This window comes from Paenibacillus sp. J31R34, assembly GCF_059383715.1.
Genome location: NZ_JBXENU010000001.1, coordinates 900,986 through 924,066, shown reverse-complemented (window position 1 = coordinate 924,066; position 23,081 = coordinate 900,986). Strand labels below are relative to the sequence as shown.

16 protein-coding genes are annotated in these 23,081 nt (G+C 47.5%); 3 read left to right on the top strand and 13 right to left on the bottom strand.

Annotated features, from left to right (window positions below):
- The first annotated feature begins 518 nt into the window (after window positions 1-518).
- The gene (locus AC50YG_RS03920; RefSeq protein WP_494824817.1) at window positions 519-845 is read left to right on the top strand and encodes a divalent metal cation transporter; all 327 of its coding nucleotides are present in this window, start codon (window positions 519-521) and stop codon (window positions 843-845) included.
- Window positions 846-1,338: 493 nt separating this feature from the next.
- Here AC50YG_RS03920 and AC50YG_RS03915 read toward each other — a convergent pair whose 3' ends face one another.
- The 5 genes from AC50YG_RS03915 to AC50YG_RS03895 all read right to left on the bottom strand — a co-directional run bounded on the left by AC50YG_RS03915 (window position 1,339) and on the right by AC50YG_RS03895 (window position 11,993).
- Complete coding sequence (locus tag AC50YG_RS03915) at window positions 1,339-2,472, bottom strand: serine hydrolase domain-containing protein (protein ID WP_494824815.1); 1,134 nt, start codon at window positions 2,470-2,472, stop codon at window positions 1,339-1,341.
- Between the two features lie 425 nt (window positions 2,473-2,897).
- Window positions 2,898-3,092: an MbtH family protein gene (locus AC50YG_RS03910; protein WP_341282806.1), complete on the bottom strand. Its 195-nt coding sequence runs from the start codon at window positions 3,090-3,092 to the stop codon at window positions 2,898-2,900.
- Window positions 3,093-3,126: 34 nt separating this feature from the next.
- A complete protein-coding gene (locus tag AC50YG_RS03905; RefSeq protein ID WP_494824814.1) occupies window positions 3,127-8,694 on the bottom strand; it encodes an amino acid adenylation domain-containing protein in 5,568 nt (1,855 codons plus the stop codon).
- A complete protein-coding gene (locus AC50YG_RS03900; RefSeq protein ID WP_473755750.1) occupies window positions 8,687-10,096 on the bottom strand; it encodes a glycosyltransferase in 1,410 nt (469 codons plus the stop codon). The genes AC50YG_RS03905 and AC50YG_RS03900 overlap by 8 nt, the downstream gene beginning before the upstream one ends.
- Before the next feature lie 28 nt (window positions 10,097-10,124).
- Complete coding sequence (locus AC50YG_RS03895) at window positions 10,125-11,993, bottom strand: non-ribosomal peptide synthetase (protein ID WP_494824813.1); 1,869 nt, start codon at window positions 11,991-11,993, stop codon at window positions 10,125-10,127.
- 638 nt (window positions 11,994-12,631) lie between these two features.
- Here AC50YG_RS03895 and AC50YG_RS03890 point away from each other — a divergent pair.
- Complete coding sequence (locus tag AC50YG_RS03890) at window positions 12,632-13,237, top strand: TetR/AcrR family transcriptional regulator (RefSeq protein ID WP_473755754.1); 606 nt, start codon at window positions 12,632-12,634, stop codon at window positions 13,235-13,237.
- Window positions 13,238-13,357: 120 nt separating this feature from the next.
- Here AC50YG_RS03890 and AC50YG_RS03885 read toward each other — a convergent pair whose 3' ends face one another.
- The 5 genes from AC50YG_RS03885 to AC50YG_RS03865 all read right to left on the bottom strand — a co-directional run bounded on the left by AC50YG_RS03885 (window position 13,358) and on the right by AC50YG_RS03865 (window position 18,782).
- Complete coding sequence (locus AC50YG_RS03885) at window positions 13,358-14,674, bottom strand: cytochrome P450 family protein (RefSeq protein ID WP_494824810.1); 1,317 nt, start codon at window positions 14,672-14,674, stop codon at window positions 13,358-13,360.
- A gap of 104 nt (window positions 14,675-14,778) precedes the next feature.
- Window positions 14,779-16,365 (bottom strand): methyl-accepting chemotaxis protein, encoded by a 1,587-nt coding sequence (locus tag AC50YG_RS03880; protein ID WP_494824808.1) that lies wholly within the window; start codon window positions 16,363-16,365, stop codon window positions 14,779-14,781.
- The gene (locus AC50YG_RS03875) at window positions 16,301-16,834 is read right to left on the bottom strand and encodes a hypothetical protein (protein WP_494824806.1); all 534 of its coding nucleotides are present in this window, start codon (window positions 16,832-16,834) and stop codon (window positions 16,301-16,303) included. Before AC50YG_RS03875 ends, AC50YG_RS03880 begins: the two co-directional genes overlap by 65 nt.
- Before the next feature lie 206 nt (window positions 16,835-17,040).
- The gene (locus tag AC50YG_RS03870; RefSeq protein WP_494824805.1) at window positions 17,041-18,114 is read right to left on the bottom strand and encodes a HAMP domain-containing sensor histidine kinase; all 1,074 of its coding nucleotides are present in this window, start codon (window positions 18,112-18,114) and stop codon (window positions 17,041-17,043) included.
- Window positions 18,111-18,782 (bottom strand): response regulator transcription factor, encoded by a 672-nt coding sequence (locus AC50YG_RS03865; RefSeq protein ID WP_473755763.1) that lies wholly within the window; start codon window positions 18,780-18,782, stop codon window positions 18,111-18,113. The genes AC50YG_RS03870 and AC50YG_RS03865 overlap by 4 nt, the downstream gene beginning before the upstream one ends.
- Before the next feature lie 196 nt (window positions 18,783-18,978).
- On the opposite strand from AC50YG_RS03865, the gene AC50YG_RS03860 reads away from it, so the two are divergent.
- Entirely contained in the window at window positions 18,979-19,998 is a 1,020-nt protein-coding gene (locus AC50YG_RS03860) for a zinc-dependent alcohol dehydrogenase (protein ID WP_494824801.1), read from the top strand.
- A gap of 160 nt (window positions 19,999-20,158) precedes the next feature.
- Here AC50YG_RS03860 and AC50YG_RS03855 read toward each other — a convergent pair whose 3' ends face one another.
- The 3 genes from AC50YG_RS03855 to AC50YG_RS03845 form a co-directional block, all read right to left on the bottom strand.
- Window positions 20,159-20,833, bottom strand: a complete 675-nt coding sequence (locus AC50YG_RS03855; protein WP_494824799.1) for a response regulator transcription factor — start codon at window positions 20,831-20,833, stop codon at window positions 20,159-20,161.
- Between the two features lie 104 nt (window positions 20,834-20,937).
- On the bottom strand, window positions 20,938-21,906 hold the full coding sequence (locus tag AC50YG_RS03850; RefSeq protein WP_494824798.1) for an alpha/beta hydrolase: 969 nt from the start codon (window positions 21,904-21,906) through the stop codon (window positions 20,938-20,940).
- A gap of 176 nt (window positions 21,907-22,082) precedes the next feature.
- Window positions 22,083-23,069, bottom strand: coding sequence for a patatin-like phospholipase family protein (locus AC50YG_RS03845; RefSeq protein ID WP_494824796.1), 987 nt, complete (start codon window positions 23,067-23,069; stop codon window positions 22,083-22,085).
- Window positions 23,070-23,081: the final 12 nt, after the last annotated feature.

Here is a 23,081-nt window from a genome sequence, read left to right as displayed (position 1 = left end):
TGAGAAATAGGCATTGTCTCCATGACGTGGAGTAGCACCAACGTTGCTGACATTATCTAACCGAGTGTGTGAAAACCCCTTGAAACATAAAGGTCTGCACATTGTTTGCATTTATTCAATGTATTTTGTGGGAGCATCACAAAAAGAAGACCAAAGCTGGAATAATACATTCTTGGTCTGCTTTTTTCTGTCATAGAGCTATCGTATTCGTTAGCTCTATGACTTTTTTGTTAATAATCTATTTGCTGTTGTTAAGTTCATGTCTTCTAAAGAATTCAATCGTAAATCATATGCTTCAAAGGGTAATTCTCCAGTTAGTTGGTTGTGGTTAAAGAAATAAATAAAAACAACATGTATCATGCAATTAAATTTTTTTAAACTATCATACCGAATAACTGATTGAAGTGTTTAACATTATTAGGGGCAGACAAATTTTTCAATTTGGCCTGCCCCTTTTTGATCATATGTATCTTTTCAATTCCTTCAATCGTTTTCGTTGCTGTTTCAAATGATTTGAAATGGCGGGCCAAGTCATCATGCAAGGCTTTGTGGGATTCACTATACTCGTTTGGCAACGTCGAGTCATTACGATGTTGCCAGCTATCGTTATTATTGCTCTTGGAGCTGACCCGACCCGCACTTTGGTCATTAGTCAAGTTGCCCTAAGTATTGTATTGCCAATCATCGCCTTGATTTGCTTTACAAGGCGCAAAGAATTCATGGGAGTTTTGGTGAACAAATCGATTGTCAACTTACTAGCTATCCTTTGTGCGATCACTATTATAATTCTGAACCTGGTACTCATTTATCAGACGCTCGGTGGAACCTTACCCTTTTTGGAATAAACATGTGTTCAGCATGCTAATTGGCAAGTCAGTTGGCGAGACTGCTGGTTTTGCAGTTATTAAGGCATGAAAAGTTGCCTAATAAATCTATATCTCTATTAACTTGAATGCTAATTCTATCCCAATGTCCGCGCTGTATTTATCCGCTTGAGTACTAGAAATTGGTCCATAATCCACAGTTATCCTTTCGTAATCTATTGGCATGGTAATAGTTCGCAATGACACTAAGTTATGCAACCACTTTTAGTTCACAAAATTATTGAAGCAAAAGTGGTTGCAATCAAAAAAAAGCCCTGAGTACCAAGAGCTTTAATGCAACCTATTTATGTTAACCGTACAATTTTTCAGTTCCATTATAAATGAAGTGTCTATGATCCCAGTCGTATAGTCTTTAGCAGTCCTTCTTTTACTTTTTTAAAAGTATCGCGGAACCAAGCTCTTGTCCCGCGATACGAATCAAACGATATGCCGCGCTAAGACTTCAGCTTCCACATTACAAGCAGGAATACACGACATTTCGCAAGCGTCGCTGAACGTAAGGCTCCTGATTGTTCAGAAGGTGCTGCGCATACATAACGGTAAGCTTGGAATCCGGGTCAATGATAGCCATGCACCCGGCGGCGCCGCTCCATCCGAATTCGCCGAGCGGGCTCAGCGAGCCGCTTAATGACTTGGAGACATGAGTACGAACACCAAGGCCATACCCATAACCACTCATGTGATCCCATGAATAATCGCCGCGGGTCTGCTCGTTCAGATGGTCCGTTCGCATCAGTTCCACCGAGGCTTTTGACAGAATCCGTACGCCTTCCGGACTGGTGCCGTACCCAGTCAGTGCATTCAGGAACAGTGAATAATCACTAACTGTGGACAACAATCCGGCGCCGCCACTCTCCAATTCGCTCCCGACCCGGTACCCGTTTCCATCCAGACGCACGGCTTTTTCAAGCTCGTCATTGTACATATACTGCGGAATCAGTCGGGTCTGCTGTTCATCGTTAAGATCGAACGCCGTATCGTTCATACCAAGTGGTCCGGTGATTTCTTCTCGCAAATACGTACCAAAGCGTCTTCCGCTGACAACCTCCACCAATGCCCCGAGTAAATCGTGACACATGCTGTAGTTCCAATGTGTACCTGGCTCAAACAGAAGGGGTTCCTTGGCAAGCGCTTTCGCGAAAGCACGTGTTGGTAATGTTCCGTTGGTACTATGCACAGCCTCCTTAAAAGATGGAGAGCCAATATCATAGGAGAACCCCGCAGTCATCGTAAACAAATCGCGTACCGTAATGAGACTGGTTGCTTTTTCAAGCCTAATTTCCCCGTTCGGCAAAGTTTTCCTCACCGTCATCTCGGCATACTCCGGCAGATAGTCGGAAACCGGATCACTTAGCAGCATATCGCCTTTCTCCACCAGTTGAAGCGCTGCGACGCAGGTCATTATCTTCGTCAAGGAGTAGAGATTGAAGATCGCTCTATCACTGATAGGCGTCTGTTCCTCAAGGTTAGCATAGCCGCTACGGTAACGGAAAACGATATCGTTTTGACTCATCACCAGTACCTCTGCCCACGGAACTCGCCAGGATGTGATACGGTCAACAAATGAAACAAGCGGTTGAAAATCCATTTTTCTCCTTCTTTCTATGTAGAATCGTTTATCATTGCGTAATGTGGTTCATGGTCTCTCTCATCATCCACATACTATTAATATACGACCATTTGCATGTAATGACCACCATCAATCGTACATCCCATAGGCAACCCAAATCCATAGTCGACAATTGCATGAAAAAGGGTTAACCATTCGAAATGGTTAACCCTTTTCCTTTGCCCATCCAGATCACATAGAACATCCGAGCATGCTCATTAACAGGCTGGCTGCACAATGCATAATGCTCCCTGTTTACGAACAATGCCTAGAAAACTAGTATAATTTGGTTCACTTCATTTTACTGTTTTTCTACTACTTTAATAGTAGGCGTGCGATACGCTCAAGCTCGTCTTGGACTGAACGCAGATCCATGTGCAATTCACGGATGGCTGGAACAGAGTTCATGCTTGACGAAGGCTTAGCGGCGTCAAGTCGCTCCACACTTCCTTCACATATGCCAGGCAATCTTCCTTCGTGCCATTCTTGCCGGCATCGCTCCAGCCAGCTGGATTGTGCAGGTGCAATGGCCATAGCGCATATTGCTCCTCGACATTGACGACTACTTTGTAGCTGACTTCTAGCATTTCGTTCTCCATTAACAGTTCCCTCCCCTATTCTACAATTCTATCATTAGATCCCGGCGCTCATCTGGCGGTCTGCAAGCTGCTGCAGCTGATCCTTATCTCGAATAATAACGGCATCTGGCACGGCATCTGGTAAGATTGTCTCCATGTGGCGCAGTTGCCGATAACGCATGCCGAGCAACCCCCAAATGAACAAGATGACGCCAATTGAAGTGACCAGCAACCCTATGCCCATCCCACCTCCTGTTCCGAACAGTCCTGCCTCCTCCGTACCAGCTGGCAGCGCCGATGCAAGCGGAGCGAAAACAGATGCAACAAGTGGTCCTGCAAGCAGAAAGCTAAGGGGACGCATGCTGAAAGCCATGACTTGGTTTGTTGCCAATACGCGGCCTTGCAGCTCAAGGCCTACCTTCGTCTGTATCAGGGACAGCCAGTGCGTATTGATGAGCGCCAGCGCCAAGCCAAAGCCGAATAAGCCGATGGCTGCCGTTACAAGTGAAGGATAGATGCCGACAACCGCTATTGATAAACCAGTCAGCATAACGAAACCGACCATTCCGTCCGCTCGGCGGTCGAAGCCGCCCCATATCGTCATAAGTATCGAGCCGATAAGCAGTCCTGCACCCTCAAACGCAATAACGATGCCTACCTTGTCAGCGGTCATGAACTGAAGCAGAAACGGCGTCGTCAGTACGTTATATAAGCTCATGAAGAAATTGACAACGACGAAAAACACGACCATTGCGACCATGCTCTTCCTTTGAATAATGTACTTCCAGCCTCCGACGATTTCCCTGCTCATCGGTTCCTCGCGTTTTTTAAACATCAGGTTCGGGAATCGAAACAGCGAAAGGATGACGATAGACAAGCTTAGCAGCACTAAATCGATGACAACAATGGTTTTCAGGCCAATCAATACGACCAAAGCCCCACCCAGCGCTGGCGCCATAATTCCATTCAAGGACATGACGAGCTGTCCTAATCCGTTTGCATGTCCTAAGTATCTTTTCGGCACAAGTTGAGCTGTTGCCGCCTGATAGGCCGGCATTGTGAAAGCGCCCGCAATCGATCCAATGCCGGCAGCCACGTAGATAGCCCATAGCGACAATGCATCCAAATAGAGCATAATCGAGAGGAAGATTACGGAGCATAACGCTAACGTTTGTCCTGCCAGCATGACCTTCCGCCTATCATAACGGTCCACAACTGCACCGGCCACGGGAAGCAGCAGAAGCGTCGGTAGAATAGCGTAAAGCGAAATCGTCGCATAATCTGAAATCGACCCGGTTTGCTGAAAAACCCAGATGCCCAGCGCAAATCCGGTCAGTGACGTTCCGATTGTGGCAATAATCAGGCATAGCGTTACCCAGAGAAAAGATTTAACGCTTGGCTGAACGTCCTTCCTCTCCTGCTCTTGTCTAGGTACATACTGAGGAGCGGACGAGGTCAGTGGAACCGCGTTCTCTGTTGTCCGGTTTGCCCCGAAGTCGCGTTCTTCCTCCCACTTGCGAATCTGCTGCGACATGATTTTCGCGGTATGGTCTGATTGATGCTTGTGAAAATAATGCCCGGCATGCTCAACAACATGCAGTCGCACATCCTCGCTGAAATCCTGCCACTCCATATAACGTTCCTCGTAAAACTCGGTCATTCGATCGGCGCCACCCACAATGCAAGCAACCGGCGCCTTCAGCTTCGGCTTATTCGGCAGTGCGAAGAGCGCCGTGTAATAATCCTCTGCCTCACGTGCATCATGCCGCAAGTTGCGTAGAACGAACGTCTGTTCCTCGGGAGAAATTTCGTCATCGAAGCCGCCAAAGGCGCGAAGCATGTCGCGTGCAAACTTATCGGACGTCCACTTCTCCCGCGGGAACAAGCGATGCCACCATTCCGTCAGCTTAAATGGCAGTCTGGCACCCGGAAAGGTTCCCGCCATAAAAATCCCGCTAACCTCTACATTGGCTTGCTGCAGTAAAAGCGCAGTTCGGAGCACCATTGCCCCACCTAAGCAATGGCCGTAGAGATAGACTTCACCCTTGACCTTGCTTTTGATTTCTTGGGCAATCTGAGCGGCAGTTTCCGCATGCGAGGCCAGCAACTGGCCAGGTCTACTGTAATCATGCCCGGGCAGTTCTACCGCGAACAAGGCATAGTTTGGTGGCAAAATCTTGGCTATCGGCTGGAACGTAATCGCGCTGCCGCCGCCATACGGCACGCAAACAAGCGTAATCGCTTTGCCCCCGATGTTGGATGCCTTTTTGAATTCGATTAGAAGATCATCGCTCCGCGTAGCGCCGGAAGCGAGATGCTCGGCCAGTTCACGCACCGTCGGATGCTGGAAGAGATCCATTACGCTGAAGGAATTGCCCATTTTGCGTACAACCTTAATCGCCTTGAATGAGTCACCACCAAGGTCGAAGAATTCATCGTTGATGCCGATCTGATCGAGCCCCAATACTTCCTGCCAGACAGCGGCGATTTCATGCTCTTCCTTGGTCTCCGGTGCAGCAAAGTCGTTGTCGCCCGCACGATTTGCGACGCTAGGCGCAGGCAGCATTGCACGATCCAGCTTTCCGTTCGCATTAAGCGGCAGCCGCTCGATCTCGACAAAGGCCGAAGGCAGCATATAGTCGGGCAAAATGCTTTTTATGTGTTTTCGAATCGTGCTTACATCGAGCTGAGCCCCACGCATAGCCGGCTCCTGAGAGTCTGGTAACAAGTGCTGCTCAGGTACAAGATAAGCAACCAGCCGCTTGTCTCCTGGTTCATCTTCGCGAATGGTCACGACCGCGTCGCGCACACCTTCCAGTTGCAGAAGAACATGCTCAATCTCGCCTGTCTCGATCCGGTAGCCACGGATCTTGAACTGTTGGTCCATTCGTCCAATAAACTGAATAGTGCCGTTAGGCAAATGGCGAACGAGGTCGCCCGTGCGATACATTCGTTCGCCCGGTCGGTCTGTGAACGGATTCGAAATGAATCGCTCGGCCGTCAGATCCGGCCTGCCGTAGTAGCCGCGCGTAACGGCGCTCCCCCCAATGTACAACTCGCCGATGACGCCTGCAGGAACCGGCTGCAAGTTAGCGTTAAGCACATAGACCGGTGCATTCGGTATCGGACGTCCAAGCGGAAGCACCGCAAGATGATCCTGCTCGCTTCCACCTACTGGAACCTCATAGGTGAGCACGGAAACGGTTGTCTCCGTAGGGCCATAATGATTTTGGATCCTACAGCCCGGACGAAGGCTCCGAATGTCTGCAATCGTCCCCCAATGCGAGGCTTCTCCAGCAAGAATCAAGCATTCGCGTGGTATGATGACACTGGGATTTGATACGCCGAGCAGCACCTCCATATGGCTTGGAACGATCTTCATGACGTCGATCGGATTCTCCACGCAATAAGCGGCGAAAGCATCGGGATCAGCGGCCCGCTCATACGGAATAACATGCAGGGTGCCTCCTGATCCGAACGCCCCCCAAATCATCGGTGTGCCGAGATCCGCAGCAAGCGTACTGACGATGGCGAAATGGAGGCCTTCCCGCAGCTCCAAACGCTGCATGATTCCTTCCAAATAGTTGGCATAACTTCGGTGCTCCACCGCCACGCCCTTCGGTTTCCCCGTCGATCCGGAGGTGAACAGCACATACATAAGATCGCCCAGCTTTGAGACTACTTCTGGATTGCCTGCCTCTTCCTGCGCTATTTTATCCCAATCCCGGTCGAGTGAAACCATGCGTATGGGCGCCGATGCTGCCTCCTCGTTTTGTGGCAGTAGATCAGCGAAGGCTTCCTCGGTCACGATGACGGATACCTCAGCCTCCTGCGCAATCATTCGCAAGCGCTCTACCGGCAGTTTAGGATCAAGCGGCACATAGGCGCCGCCTGCCTTCAAGATGCCGACCAAGCCGACGATGATATCGACGGTGCGCTCCATGTAAAGACCGACTGTTGTATTAGGTCCGACCTGCATACCGCGCAAATAGTGAGCCAATCGGTTAGCCCGTTCATTCAGCTCTCGATAGGTAAGCGTACGCCCCTCTGAGCATACAGCGGCAGCCATCGGTGTGAGGGCCGATTGGCGCTCCACGAGAAGATGCGGCAATTGGAGCTCTGCCCCGACCGACTCGGTGGCATTCCAGTCGACCAGCACCTTCCGCAGCTGTTCGCCCGAGAGAGCCGCAACCGCATATAGCGGCAGCGTGGAATTGTCTATTACGCGTTCCAAAATCATACAATAATGCTCCGCCATTTGCTGGATTGTCGACTCGCGGAATAGATCGGGGCGATAGGTCAAAGTCACTTCCATACCTAACTTTTGATTCTCGAATACCGTCATCGTCAGATCCAGCATCCCGCCTCGCGTACGATCACCCACAAACGGTACAATCTCAAGGTCAGGCAGTTCCCTCAGCACCTGCCCATGCCGTTCGAACAGGAACATGGTATCAAAGAATAACGCATGGCCGATAACTCGATCTGGATTCATCTCTTCGACGATTCTGTCAAACGGCAAATCCTGATGATCATTTGCCTCCAGCACCGTCTCGCGGACTGCCGAGATAAAGTCGCTGAAGCTGCTGATCATGTCAATCGGGGAGCGAAGCGCGACCGTATTCGCGAAGAAGCCAGCAAGCTTCTCGATTTCCTGCTTGCCTCGATTCGCCATTGGCGTCCCGACAACGATCTCTTGCTTGCCGTTGTAGCTTGCGAGTAGTACCTTGTATGCAGCTAGCAGCAGGACAAACGATGTGCAGCCGAGCTGCTTGCTCGCTTCGCGGATACGCTGCGAGAATGCTGAATCGAGCGTTAGGCTGAAGAAACCGACTTTGCGCTCAACTTGAATCGAGGGGCGCGGGTAATCCGTCGGCAGATCCAGCGTTGCCGGTGCTGGCATCAGTTTATTTTTCCAGTAGCGCAGCTGGTCCTCGTATTCCGATCCGGTCATCCACTGCCTCTGCCAAACGGCAAAATCCGGATATTGTATCGGCAGCTCCGGAAGCGATAGAGGCTCATTCAGTGCAAAGGAACGATAGATCGAGGAGAGCTCTTCGTCGAATACGTCGGCCGACCAGCCATCATAGATTAAGTGATGCGTCATCCAGACGAGAACATGCTTTTCGGGATCCAACCGGAAGAGCATTGCCTTTACAAGCGGCCCGTTCAGGAAATCATAAGGTGCCGTAGCTTCCTTCTCCATAATCTCATAGACCTTGTTTTCATCGGCCAAGTCGATAATGGGGAGGTCGATCGTCAGCTCGGGGTGAATGATCTGAACGTAATCGTCGCTTTCATAAGCAACAACAGCGCGCATGATTTCATGACGCTTGATCATCTCGTTCAGTGTGCGATGCAAGGCAGAGACATTCAGCTTCCCGATGAACTTGTAGCCGTTGGCAAAATTGTACCGCTCCGTCCCCGGCATATATTCTTCGTAAAACATAATACGCTGTTGCGGAAAGGATAGCGGGAACTTATTATTTCCTGCTTGCCTAGGCTGCTTCGGGATTACGGACGAAGCTGCGGCAGCCTTTGCCTTATTCTGTTTGGCTTTCAGAGCGAGGAGCGCCCTTCGTTCGGGTGAAAGCTGCTCGATTCGATCAATCGTTTTACTCATAGCGCGCCTCCTTTAAAGGCAGGGGATGACTTCCGAGCTGGCGCTGCACCAGCCACTGCGAGAGCAGTGAACGCTTGCCTGCTGATAGTGACTGATTGATTGCGTCCAGGCGCTGATCAGGTGCTGTCACTACGCTTCGCAAGGATTGCTGGCGCTGCGCTGCAACGTAATCAGCAATAAGCTGCTCCGAGGCAATGGCGTAGTCGGGCTTGCCGATTACCGATTCCATGGCTGTGCAGGCCGCTGCCATCGTATCATGCTCCGCCATGACCTTCGCTAACTGGCGGCAGCGTTCTTTCACTACGCTTGTCTGAATGCCTTTCATGGCATTTGCAATCAGCGCGGGCTCCCACTGCAGCGGCGGTAAATAATCACCGATACCCAGATGCTTGATCCGCATTCCGTTATCTGGCCGATCCGTATCAGCCGCGAGTGCCAGCTGCGGCACAGCGGCGGTCATGGCTCCCGTAATCGTACCGATTCCGCCGTGATGGATGACGCTGCTGATTAGCGGATAGACACTGGCGAGCGGCAATATTCTGTACCAGCGGATATGATCCGGAAGCTCGCCTTGAATGAATTCTTCATGCCTCGTAACAACTATAGTTCGCTGCCCAAGCAGCTTGACGCCCTCGATTGCTGCTTGGTAGAAATTTGGTTTAATCATTTTCCCTGTCCCGCCTGTTATCAAGAGAGGCGGTTCTCCAGCATGAATAAAATCTAGCAGGTCGTTTGGTAAAGGCTCATATTCAATTGCATCTGCCAGTGGAAATCCGACGGTATCCACCTTTAGTGCCCATTCTGGTGCTTCGACAGCAGCATCGAAGCTCTCATGCCAGAAACCGATATTTTTTTTAACGGCGCCCATCCATGATGTCCAGCTTGAGACCGGCGTAAGACCAAGATTGCTGCGAAATGTGTTAATAAGAGATATCGCAAAGTCCAATCCAAGCTCTTCCCAAATATGCAGCTGCGTCACATAGCTGGGCGCCAGAACGCCCGTTACGATCGGCACCTGCATCATCTCAGATACGATCATCGCAACGAAGCCGTCACGCTCCTTACAAATCAGCACGGAGCCCTCCTCTTGGCACAGCTCTGTCAGGATGTCATACTCCTGTTGGAATTTCTCTTTCGAATAATACTTGCGTTGATAAGCTTCATAGAGGTCGGGCTTGTTCAGTGGATCCTCCATCATGTAGAGATCCTTCATAATTTCGGTATATTCCTCTGGTTTATCGATGCCGCGAAACGCGATGCCGGACTTCTCGGCCAGCGGCGCAAATACGCCGTGCGTCACCAGGGTTGCTTGGTGACCGCGCCGGCGAAGTGCAGACGCTAACCGTAGAAACGGCAGTACATCTCCGTTCGTCATATGCGTGCTAAGAACGAAATTTGCCACGAATCGTCTCCTCCTGACCATCTACTGACTATTGCTTCAACAGCGCCTCAATTTCCTCTTCCGATAGATGCTCCATTTCGCTCAGCAACGCTTCAATTTCGGCATCGTCAGTTTCCGCAAGCAGCTTGGCTTCGATAATCGATGCGAGGGTGCGAATCGTCGTTCCTTGCGTGAGCATATCCTTCAGTGAAACCTTCACCCCTAACACATGATCGCACCTTACAAGAATTTGAGTAGCGACGAGCGAGTGGCCGCCTAAGTCGATGAAATCATCGTCAAGCCCGATTTGATCGAAACTGAAAAAGCCTGACCAGATCAGGGCAAGCTCCTTCTGGATATAGGTTTCCGGCGGAACATATGTCTGCCCAATCATTTGGCGGGACAGCGTCGGACTCGGCAGGAGCTTACGGTCCGTCTTGCCGCTAGGGGTCAGTGGGAAGGCCTCCATCTCGACGAAATAAGAAGGGACCATATAGTCCGGCAAATGCTGCTGTAGATGGCTCCTCAGCTCGCTGATCGAGGGAGCGAGCTCAGCATTTGGAATGAAATAGGCGGTAATGCGCTGGTCTCCGGGCTGATCCTCGCAGACAACCGTCACAGCTTGATTGACACCTGGGTGCTGTTCGAGCACCGTGCTAATTTCGCCCAGCTCGATACGGAAGCCCCTTACCTTCACCTGATCGTCGTTGCGGCCCAGACATTCCAAATTCCCGTCCGTAAGCCAGCGTCCAAGATCTCCGGTATGGTACATGCGTGCTCCCGGTTCGTTGCTGTACGGATCGGGCACGAATCGCTCGGCTGTCAGATCCGCTCTGCCGTAATAGCCGCGTGCGAGCCCGATGCCACTGATGAAGAGCTCCCCAATCTCACCAGGTGCGACTGGTTCATAACGATCGTTTAATACGTACATAGCATTCTCGGGGATAGCCTTGCCAATTGGAATGACGGATCGATCCAGGCTGCGATCGCTAGTCCAGTTGGTAATGAACACCGCTGCCTCGGTCGGGCCATATAAGTTGTGAAGCTGCGCGGACATCGTACGGCAGAACCGATCGTTGAGTGCGGCAGACAACGGCTCCCCGCATAAGAAAACATGTTTCAGGAAGGGAAGGTCCTGAGCCTGCTCCGTACTCAAGAACGTCTGGAGCATCGTTGGAACGAACTGCACGAACGTGATACATTCGCGCTTGATGACCTCCCACATATAAGCGTTATCAAGATGGCCTTTAGGTTTGGCCATGACGAGACATGCTCCACATATGTGCGGCCAGAAAAATTCCCATACCGATACGTCAAAGCTGTAAGGAGATTTCTGAAGAAGCTTATCATTTTCCTCCATTTTGAAAGTGTGCTGCAGCCAGAGAACCCGATTGCGAATGGCAGCGTGCGTATTCATCGCCCCCTTCGGTCTTCCCGTCGATCCAGAGGTGTAGAACATGTAAGCCAGATGGTTCTCATGCAAGGCAATATTCGGGTTGCCCTCCTCCTCTCCATATCCGTCCAATGGCTCTGACTCGTCTAAGATCAGTATTTCACCGTCGAACCCCGCGAAGTGTTCCGCGAATTGACGCTGTGTAATGATTCGTCTTACCTTGCTGTCCTCGATCATGTAGGCTAGCCGATCCTTCGGATAATCCGGATCCAGCGGCACGTATGCGCCCCCTGCCTTCAGAACACCGTACAGAGCAACGACTAGTTCAATCGAACGCTCCATGCAAATTCCTGCCAGTACGTCAGGACCGACATCGATCGCACGCAAACGATACGCTAACCGATTCGCGCGGCGGTTCAACTCGGCGTAAGTCAACGACTCCTCCTCGAATCTAACAGCTTCACGATTTGGCGTGCGTTCCGCCTGCTGCTCAAACAATTGGTGAATCAAGCCTCTTTGTTGCATTCAATCACTCCTCATATGTAGTGACCAACACGATAATGCTATTTCCTGTGCATAGATTATGCTACTTGAATATGGTAGAAAGCGCTAATGCTGGGATGACTTCTTTCGCACTGCTTTAACGCTAGAATGACCCTTTCCAGCGATCTCCCAGACATTGGAAAATCGTAGCCAAACAACAAGAAGCCCTCACGGATGTGAAGGATTTTGGTCAGATAGTGAAGCCTATAGTCGAATGCTGAAATTTGCTAATGATGAGGGTTTAGACCTGCATGGATTTTTCTATGAAGATGTCTTGTTAGATGACCTGTCGGTTAGGGGGTGTGAGGAGTATGTCATTAAAATATCTGTTCTTATTTCAAAAAAATAAAGCAAAGCTGCTCCGTCATAAGCATGACTAAGGAGCAGCTTTGGTAGACTAATTAAATTAACCTTTTTGCATTGGCCTGCCCTTCTGCTGCAAGTGAATCTCTTTCGGCTGTTGACTCTCATAAAAAATACTGCTACTGTTTCACAAGCAACACATTCAACTTTTTCACCAATTTAAAGTGGAGTATTCTCGACCTATTCTTATTTTGATATTAAATGGAGTGCTCCCTCTTGTCGATATAGGGCCAGATGAAGGATGGGAAGTGATAAACGTGAATGAAGCAAATACTACCAATACAACCAACCGTTCGGAGCGCCGGGACGCCGCCGAGAACCGCCAGCGTATTCTGGATGCGGCTTTCAAGTTGTTTGAGCAACATGGCGTTGAGCCGGTCAGCATGAATCAGATTGCCGCTGAAGCGCAGATCGGAGCGGGAACATTATACCGCCGTTACCGAAACAAAAGTGATTTGTGCATGAACTTAATCAAAGACAACGTGACGCTGCTGTTCGAAGATATTGAGGCATACTTGCAGGAAAATGCCGCAAGCCTGGCTACTGAACGACTGCGGGGGCTGCTTGCTTTGTTTATACAGTTCAGAGAGAAAAATGCGCAGCTGCTTGCAGGCGTGGAAAATTCAGCATATCATGTGCCGGGCTCCAAAACGAATAGTCCGCTCTATGACAAATTTCATAAGCTGATTTTCGGACTGTTTGAAGAAATCACAGCAGAAGTCAGCCAGTCACAGCCGGATAGCTTATTCAAAACGGACATGCTTATGACCGTCCTGAGCAGTGATGCGTATTTGTTTCAAAAAAACGTGCGCGGCAGCTCGCCCGACCGAATTTTGGAGCAGCTATGCCAGATATTTCTTTGATACAGTACGTAAACGCGAACAAGCCTAATTCATCGACGGCAATCTGTCGATTAAACTAGGCTTGTTTTGCTATCCGGAGTAAGGGCTCGTTGTTAGCCACTCTCAAAATTGTGCTTTTCCCTAAAAAGCGACTGGCAAGGCAGCTAAACTTTGTGAACTCAGTGCGAAATGCCAGGTGATATTTTCCCGAGGAACGCCAAGCCGCAGGTTGGGCATACGTCGCAGCAGAGTTTGAAATGCAATGTCTCCCTCCACGCGAGCCAGAGGAGCGCCCAAGCATGAATGGATGCCATGACCGAAAGCAAGATGACGATTAATGGTTCGCGTTACATCCAATTCCTCTGAATGTGCAAACTGGCTTTCATCCCGGTTAGCCGATTTTAATAGGGGAATAAGCATATCTCCTTTTTTAATCTGCTGACCAGCGAGTACCATATCTTGAGTTGCATAGCGAGGTCCAGACATTGTAGCTGGTCCATTGAAACGAAGCAGCTCTTCAAAGGTGGACGGAGCCAGACTAAGATCAGCTTTGAGCTTCTCCAATTGCTCCGGATGATCTAACAGCATCAATGTCCCAGTGGCAATCAGATTAGAGGTCGTCTCATGGCCGGCAAAGATCAATAGGGTAATCATTGAAATCAACTCGGGCTGGCTCAGCTTGTCCCCCTCTTCTTCAATGGCGATGAGCTGGCTGATCAAGTCATCAGCTGGATGCTTGCGTTTGTCAGCTACAAGCCCCGCAGTATATTCACCGAAAGCTCGCAAGTGCTCCTCCACTCCCGGTGCGCGCACGCCAAGACCCAGACCATGGGAGATAGCTTTAGACCAGTCATGGATCTGCGAGCGATCTACCTTAGGTACCCCAAGCATATCGGAAATGACGTGAATGGGTAAAGGATAGGCGTAATCTTTGACCAGATCCATCTCACCTAGATCTTGCACCTTATCCAGTAATTCATCAGCAATCTTTTGCACACGCGGACGCAGGCTTTCCATATATTTAGGCGTGAAGGCTTTGGAGACAAGTCTGCGCAATCGGCGGTGGTCAGGGTCATCAACTGAGAGCATTGATTTTCCAGTAAAAAAAGTATCAGGGGCGGATGGATCTGCATTCTCCATAAAGGCTTTTTTGAAGTCGTTGCTGCTATTAATAGATGCTGGATCTACGGTGAAGTGGAGAGGATCTTTAAGTACCTGAGAAACTTCCTCCATTCGAGTGACTAGCCATTGTTGGCGATCTGTATCACCCATGGGCACTGTTATAGGAATAACAGCTCCCGTTTCACGCAACTGCGTGAAAATCGGAAATGGGTTTTCAGGGCTGTCACTGCTGAACAGACTAAGAGCAGCCTTTTCTGATAAATTATCATATGAATTATTCAGAATAACCATCCTTTCGCTACTATCTTTTATAGGGATGCATTTCTCTCTTTCCATTGAGATTAAGTGGGTAACCTTCCATATAATCTCTTATTTATATTAAGCGGAGAACTCTCCTCTTGTCAAATAACAGACAGAGAAATGCATTTTAGCAGAAATGACTACCTATTTTTCTCAATCAGTTCTTGAAGCCGGATGCTAGAATTATTCATTTTTCCGACAAATTCATAAATCATATCCATATTGGATTCCTGTTCTTGTGTTGTCTTCAGCACTCCATCTGTTGCTGCTGCATGTTTTTGAGAGATATCGGAAATATGATCAACTTGGTTGCGAACTCGAGTAAAAATCAGGCTCATTTGATCAGTCATATCTAGTTCCTTCGCTATGTATTGATCAATATGTTGAAAAGTAGATCTAATGTTGTCAAAGCTTTCAAGCACTTGACTAGTAATGGCTTCCCCTTCTTTAACCGCTGCGCTGCCGTTGTTCGTTTTCTCCACCACAAGCTGAGTTTTCATTTTGATATTAACCATAATTTCATCAATTTGATTGACCGTATTCGTGCATTCCTGTGCCAATTTCTTAACCTCATCCGCCACGACGGCAAAGCCTGCTCCGGCTTCCCCTGCCCTTGCTGCTTCAATATTAGCATTTAAGGCAAGCAAATTAGTCTGATCGGAAATTTGCTTTATCGCCGACAGGAAGGTGTTGACATCATCCATGCTCTTGTTCAATTCTTGAACGGTAGCCAATGAATCCGTTACCGTTGAATGGATGACATTCATTTGTTTGCCCATTTGGCCAATTCGATCCGAGCTTTGGCGAACGATTTTACCGTTTTCTTCCGAGATGCTGGCGAGGCTGTGTGACATTTGATTAATCTCGGACATTTGGCCATCGGCATTGTTCATCATTTCACTGATATGAGTGATGCTTCCGGATTGGTCGCGAATCCCTTGCGTCACTTCCTGTATGTTCGCCGTTATTATATTGCTCATATTCTTTAAAGCGCCGATATCGTTGTTGCAGCTGGCAATATCAGCATTTAATGTGGAGGTGTTCTCGCGAATAACGCCCACCATATTATCCAGCGCCCCTACTAGCTCATGAGCTTCCGCTTCTTTCTGAAGGGCAACATGGATTAAATCTTTTCCTCGTTTACAGACAAAATATAAAGCCACAATCGTCAGTTCTATGAAACCTATCGTCATAAAAAAGGTCGTATCGAATTGTTGATACTTAGAATAATAAATTACTATGTACGAAATATTGAACAAGCTTCCAAATCCGAATAACAGGACTCTATTCATATACAGCGAAATCACACAGAGAACGACCATAATGAGCATGCCTGCACCGGGTGATTCAACGTACGGGGTGGTACAGGTTAAAATGGCGATCATCAAAATGACCATCGTCATAATTGGAGATTTTTTTCTATAAATTAGCCATGTGGCAAGGACAAGCTCTAGTAGCAGTGAAAATACCACTTCCATTCTAACCAGGTCGCTGCCGATGAAGATACAGAATGATATCAAAGTAAGCCATAAAATAGTGATGATGATGTTGTTTACTTTTGCTGTATTCGTTTTGAAAAAGCTATTATTCATGGTTTGTTCCCCCTCAACGACATGTGAATTCATAAGTCCTTCTTCTTTTAGAACATCAGCCAGATCCCTTTTACTTTCCCAGCAGGCTATGGGCTTTTTCGCACACCTCGTGGATTTCGTCATACTTTTTGTCAATGAAGGGTGCTACTTTATCCGTTTTTTTACTGAGGATACCGCGGAAGCAATAGTAGGGGATGATCCAGCCTACAAAACCGGGAATAGCCAGAATAATCGTAAGCAGCAGCATGTTTGCAGTATAAGCAAACACGGAGCCAGCCATGAACGCTGTTCCTGCAATCCCGATCACATAGGCAACGGCAGAAGCCATCCTAATCTTAGAACGCTCCAACGTTTCAATTTCCATAACACAGGCTTCAAAATGCCGCTGCAGGCGGGTCAGTTCGGCTTTATTGCGTAGCTTGTGATTCCGCTTGAACTTCATGGTCACGGAGCCAACATGCTGCAAAGAGGTTGAAGTGCATTCCAGTGTCCAGCCAAAATGGGTATAGCCATCGGCATACATCGACTTTGAGTCATGTTTTACCGTAATGTCCTTATACTCATAACCCACGAAATTTTTCTCGTTTTTTATAACCACACTCATGACCTCTCCCTCACTCCTTCCATTGCTTTTTCTTTAACTTAGATGTTCCTAACGTATCGATAAATTGTTTATAAGTTACTTAAGAAATGTTTGAGAAATATTAATATCTATGTCAACATGACCTCCTGCCCTTAAATAAAATAAGCAGCCAGAATTCGATTGTTTCGAATTCTGGCTGCCCTGCTTGCTGTTTATCGTTCACTAGCTTATCGCTCACTATTACCTTTTAATTGGACTGTAAATGTCGTGCCCTCTTGTGGCTCGCTCCTAACCGAGATGACGCCGCCTATCAATTCAATTACGCGGAGCGAAAGCGCAAGACCCAGACCGTTCCCCTCTGCATGATGGGAAGGATCGCCTTGATAAAATTTATCAAAAATATGCTTCATCGTTTCCTCGTTCATTCCACAGCCCGTATCAGATACCATGACGGTAATTGTATCTTCATCCGATATCTGCTTTAAGGTGATTGTTCCTCCAGGTGCTGTGAATTTTAGAGCATTAGAGAAGAGATTATGCCAGACGATCTCCAGCATGCTCTCTTCAGCGTGAATGATGGCACGTTCTTCAATATCCACCCTAAGTTCAATATTTTTTTCTTCCCATGCGTTTTCAAAATATAGCACGCAATCGCATAGCTGCCTGCATAGATCATAGGGCTCGGCAGCAGGCAGAATCTCTTGATTTTCCAATTTGTTCAGCTTGAGGATGTTGACTACCAGCGTTGCCAGCTTATTAGTGGAAGAAATAATGGTATCCGTATAATCTTTCCGAAGTTCAGGCGGCAAATCATCCTGCTGCAATGCCATGGCGTAGCCGTGAATGACTGACAGTGGTGTCTTGATTTCATGGGACACATTGGAAATGAAGTCATTTTTGAGCGTTTCAATGCTGTTCAATTCCTCTACCATCTTGTTGAAATCCTCGAACATCACATCTACGTAGTCCTTTTTGTCCGCTCTGTGGACGGGTTCGAGATAGACCGAAAAGTCGCCTTCTGCTACCTGTTTGGCCGCCTCGCTGAGTTTTCGCATGGGCCTATCGAAGGCTTTGTACTTTTGTCGTGCGGTAACTAGGCAAAAAATGAGGCTTACGATGATCCAATAGCCGGATATCCCAAAGATGTACGGCCACGGGACATAATCTACCCGCGTATAAGCATTATAGATTAATGCTTGTCCTGCAGTCAGCGTAGACAACAAAAAATAAGTGATCAGAAACTCTTTCCATGAAAAGAGCGGTGACTTCACTCTCACATCTTGTTTCCGCTTGTTGTTCATTGCAGCACTGCCTTGTAGCCCAGGCCATGCACCGTCTTGATTTTGAAATCTTCACAGCAGGAAAACTTGTCTCGAAGCTTGACAATATAAACATCCACGGCACGAAGGCTGGTTTGACTTTCGAGGCCCCAAAACTCATCCATCAGTTGAGCACGTGAAAAGGTATGTTTGGGATAGGAAAGCAATTTGTAGAGTATGTTGAATTCCCTGACCGTTACGGGAACCTCCTTGCCGTCCACCGTTGTGGTCATATCGTCTGCATCCATCAACAGCTTCCCTACCCTCAGTTTTTTCTCATGGGCAATATTCGCCCTTCGAAGCAGAGCCCCCACTCGCAGAACCAGTTCGTCCATATCAACCGGCTTAACCATATAATCGTCAATGCCAGCAAGAAACCCTCTTTGTTTGGATGAAATATCGTCACGGGCAGTAATAAACAGGATGGGAATTGTCTTATTTATATCCCTTACGGTCTCAGCAAATTCAAAACCGTCGATCTCCGGCATCATGACATCGGAGATGAGAAGGTCATAGATATGGTTATACATCAAATCATAGGCCTCTCGCGGGTTCAGGCATCCTTTGGCGTTGTATCCATTTTTGGACAGAAAGGTGCAAATAATTTGATTAAGCTTTGTATCGTCCTCTACAACAAGTATATGGATCATAAAAACATCCTTTCTGACGGAATAGTGTAATCATAATGGACAGATGTTAAAAAATTGTTTAAGCAAAGTCGAGTTATAAGGTTAGATGCTCCATGAATCGTCATTTTTTTGATTAATATCTCACAAACATTATTTTAACAACTTTGAAACATTATTATTGCATGATTAGGCCATTATTCATAAGGAGTGAAGCTAAATGATGAAAGCAGCGATCTATTCTGGCAAAAATGACATTCGGATTGAAGAAAAAAAGATACCTGCTGTTGGTCCTAAAGATGTGCTCGTAAGAAACTTGCGCGGCGGGATATGTGGTACAGATATCAATATTGTCAAAGTCGGGGCAGGCAATATGGGAATTAGTCTGGGTTCGGAATTTGGACATGAAATGGTTGGCGATGTTGTAGAAATAGGCTCAGAGGTTGCTTCCCCGATCGAAATCGGAATGCGTGTAGGCATTAATCCCATTACAGCGAAAAAAGTCGGGAGACGCATATCCCTCGAATGCTCCGGATTTTCCCAGTACCTCCTAGTGGAAGAGGCTGAACTTAACTATAACTTATATGAAATCGATAAAAATGTTCCCTTAGAGGTAGCTTCATTGATCGAACCAATGAGCGTAGGACGGCACGGGGCTTTCAGTGCAAATCCGCAGCCTGAGGATCGCATTGTCGTTATGGGCGGAGGCCCTATTGGTCTTCTCGCTGCTGCCAGCCTGATTGCCGAGGGCATGAAAAATGTCTGTGTAGTCGACATGGACGAATGGCGTTTATCAAAAGCCGCCGGATTAGGAGCTTTAACCGTGAATACAGCTGAAACGACTCTTGAGGAGGGATTGGCCGAACATTTTGGCACCGTGAATGTTTATGGGGTTGAAGTTCCAAACGTAGATGTATTTATAGATGCAGCTGGTGCTCCGGTGTTGTTTGAAACGATAATGAAAATCGTAAAACCTAAAGCCAGAATATCCATTATTGCGGTTTATAAAACCGAGGTCCCGATCAGCCTGCAGCAGATCATGTCAAAAGAAGTGCAGATTAAAGGCTCTAGCGGATACACCCACGAAGATTTTTCCAAGGTCGTAGAGCATCTTTCAAGCTTTAAAGATGAGCTCTCCACTCTTATAACGCAGGTATATAAGCTTGATGATATTCAGGAAGCCTTTACTAAAGCCCTTGACGCGAAAGGCACCGTTAAAGTGGTTGTAGATTTAACCTAAAAGCTCTACTGCCTTTCGACTGCTTTCCAATGAGAACTCAGCCATAAATAAAAGCTCTTGTCCTTGATTGGGACAAGAGCTTTTATCGTAAAAGAAATGATCGTGCCCCCGATCACGGAGACCAGAAATAGGAGCACGACGCATGTATATAAGGAGCTGATCATTCGTAAACCTCAAGACGGTAGCCAAGTCCGCGCACCGTCTCAATGCGAAATTCCGGTGTAGTCCCGAACCGTTCGCGCAGGCGTTTAATATGTACGTCTATCGTTCGATCATCTCCGGCGTAATTGATTCCCCAAATTTGATCGATCAGCTGCTCGCGCGTATACACTTGTCCGGGAGTTCCAGCGAGCTTATACAGCAATTCGAATTCTTTGAGTGGCAATGTGAGCGACTCTGTCCCTCTCATCACCTTATAGGATTGCCGATCAAGGATGACATCGCCGAACTGAATCGTTTGCGTGGAGCCAATACGGTATCGTTTCAGTAACGCCCTAACCCGAGCCGTCAACTCCAATGGGTCGAATGGTTTCGTCAAATAGTCGTCCGTCCCAAGCTCGAACCCCTTCACTTTCTCCCATGTTTCGCCTCGCGCGGTCAGCATAAGTAACGGAAGATCAGGATTGGCTCTTCGGAGCTCCTTGCATAACGTCCACCCATCCATAATCGGCATCATAATATCGAGCACGACAAGATCAACATGCGTTGAGGCGTAGACGGCTAGTGCTTCCTTGCCGTCTGCGGCTTCGACGGTTGCGAAACCATCGTTTCGCAGAAATAAACAGACAAGTTCGCGAATGTTCGCATCATCGTCAGCAACCAGTATAGTAAGCATTCGGTCCCTCTTTTCCTATTTTCCATCTCCTATTGAAGTAACCATTATACTATAAGTAAAATGGAATTGCCCTTATTCTTCCTACATCATAATGCCACTCGAATCTACCGCTTAGCCAAAGCCAATATTTCATCCGCTACAAGCTCCGGCTGATATTGATGAATATAATGCTCGGTGTCTTTCATTACGATTTGCTTCGGCTGTAATGACCAGGAGGTAAACTCCGCTTGGCTTTTGGTCCATAGATCTTCGCTAACCCCTAGGTAATCGGCCGTCAATATTGTGAGCGGAAAAGGAAATGGCTGTTTCGCATCCAATACGATCTTCGCATTAGCCTGGGATTGCTTCAGCTCATCCTCTATATTCGCATTTTCAAGCTTGAGCAGCGTTGCAGTCCGGTCAATTTTCTTCAAGTCATCGGGCACAAACCTCAATCCGTTTCGGGCTGCAAGTGTGCTTTCGAAAACACTGTCGGATTGAAATAGCATTCGTATCACACCCGTTTTGATCAGCAGCTTATTAAGGAGACTGCTTGCTGGTTGTTCAGAATCGTTGTAATAATATTCTGGACTTCCACCATCAAGCATCACAATACCTTGTACTTCTTCCGGGTATTTCTGTGCATAGTGGATCGTTTCAAGCGCTCCTAACGAATGTGCCACAAGCAGGTAAGGCGGCTTTTGACCAGATGTCTCTAGCAATTGGTGAATTTCATTCGTTATTGTATCGATGTCACGCTTCTTATCTGTCGTATCACTGTATCCATAGCCAAACCTGTCATAAACTGCGAATTTCACATGAGGCGCCAGCTTTTCATACAGCGGAGAAAAATCCACATAGGGATTGGCTGTGCCCCAACCAGAAGCAAACACAACGGTTACCTCCCCTTGACCGCCCGTATATAAATGCATATTTTCCCCATCCACCTTGTATAGTGTCCCGCTAGGTGTGTAAGATTTCAGATCTCTGCTTTTGCTTGCCTGTTCATAAATCAATCCTGCACCAAGTAGAACAACGATAGCAAGCAAACCAAAAATAACGGTTTTCCCTAATCTTTTAAGCCATTTTCTCATCTGTCACACTCCCCTTATCTCCCCTCATTATAGTTTATCAATCTTATGTAAGAGAAAACATCAGCTTAATTCCAGCTTAATTAATGATTTGTATAATCTCCCGAAAAAAAATAAGCTGTTGCCGCCGCAGAATAATGCTCTGCAGCAGCAACAGCCTGCTTACCAACCTTTACTTTTTAGTGATACAAAGTTGTTTCATCATGTGGCTGGCTTTCACCTGGAAGAAGAGAACTAGCAGCTGTATTTTCTTTTTCTCTAAACTTATGTTTATATTGTTCAAAATCCCATTTCCCTAAAAATTTCTCCGCCGCCTCTTGACCTGACAATAATAAAGATTGCTTGTCGCTTTCCGTTAAATCAAACTTTGTCGTCGTTACCGTTCCGGTTGGTATAAAAATCGTTCGATCTTCCGAATGTTCATCCACATGGCGCTGATCATGAGCCTGAAGCATCGTTTTAAATATAGCTTTGAGCATAGATACCGGGCCATTAATGTTCTGGGACTGCGCATAGGTATGCTTCTCCGACAAACGGAAACCAAAAGTTGGCCACCGGGGAATTCCCTGCACATCAAACAGCCAGATTGGATAATTACTAAGCATGCCGCCATCAAGCATATAATAGGGCTTCTTATTAATTGCTGTTTGCCACAAATAAGGCTGAAAAAAGAAAGGCAGCGTAGTACTCATTCTTACAGCCGCCGCTATTGGAAAAGTAGCTGCTGATAAACCATAGTGGGGCAAATCGTTGGGAAACACAACGATTTTTCCATTGCTTACGTTTGAAGCAAGGATGGACAGCTTCCCTTCGGGAAGATCCCCGAACGTTTCAATTCCCTTTTTCTTCAACCACTCCGTCATAATCTGCTCCAAAATATGGTTGCTATAAATACCGGACCTCACCATCAATGGAAGCGCCTTGTTCAAAATGGGCAAGTTGTTCATTCCTGTTCGCCCGAGTAATTTTAGGTAATCTAGAGACTGCATCAATTGTTTAATTTCGGAACTCGTGTAATCACAAGCTAATAAAGCCGCGACTATCGCTCCAGCAGAGGTTCCCGCCAGCTTGTTCCACGTATAGCCCTTAGCCTCCATGGCTTCAATTGCGCCTACAAAAGCGATGCCCTTCACGCCACCGCCTTCAAAAACTGCATCGGCTTTCATTTTCAGCATCCT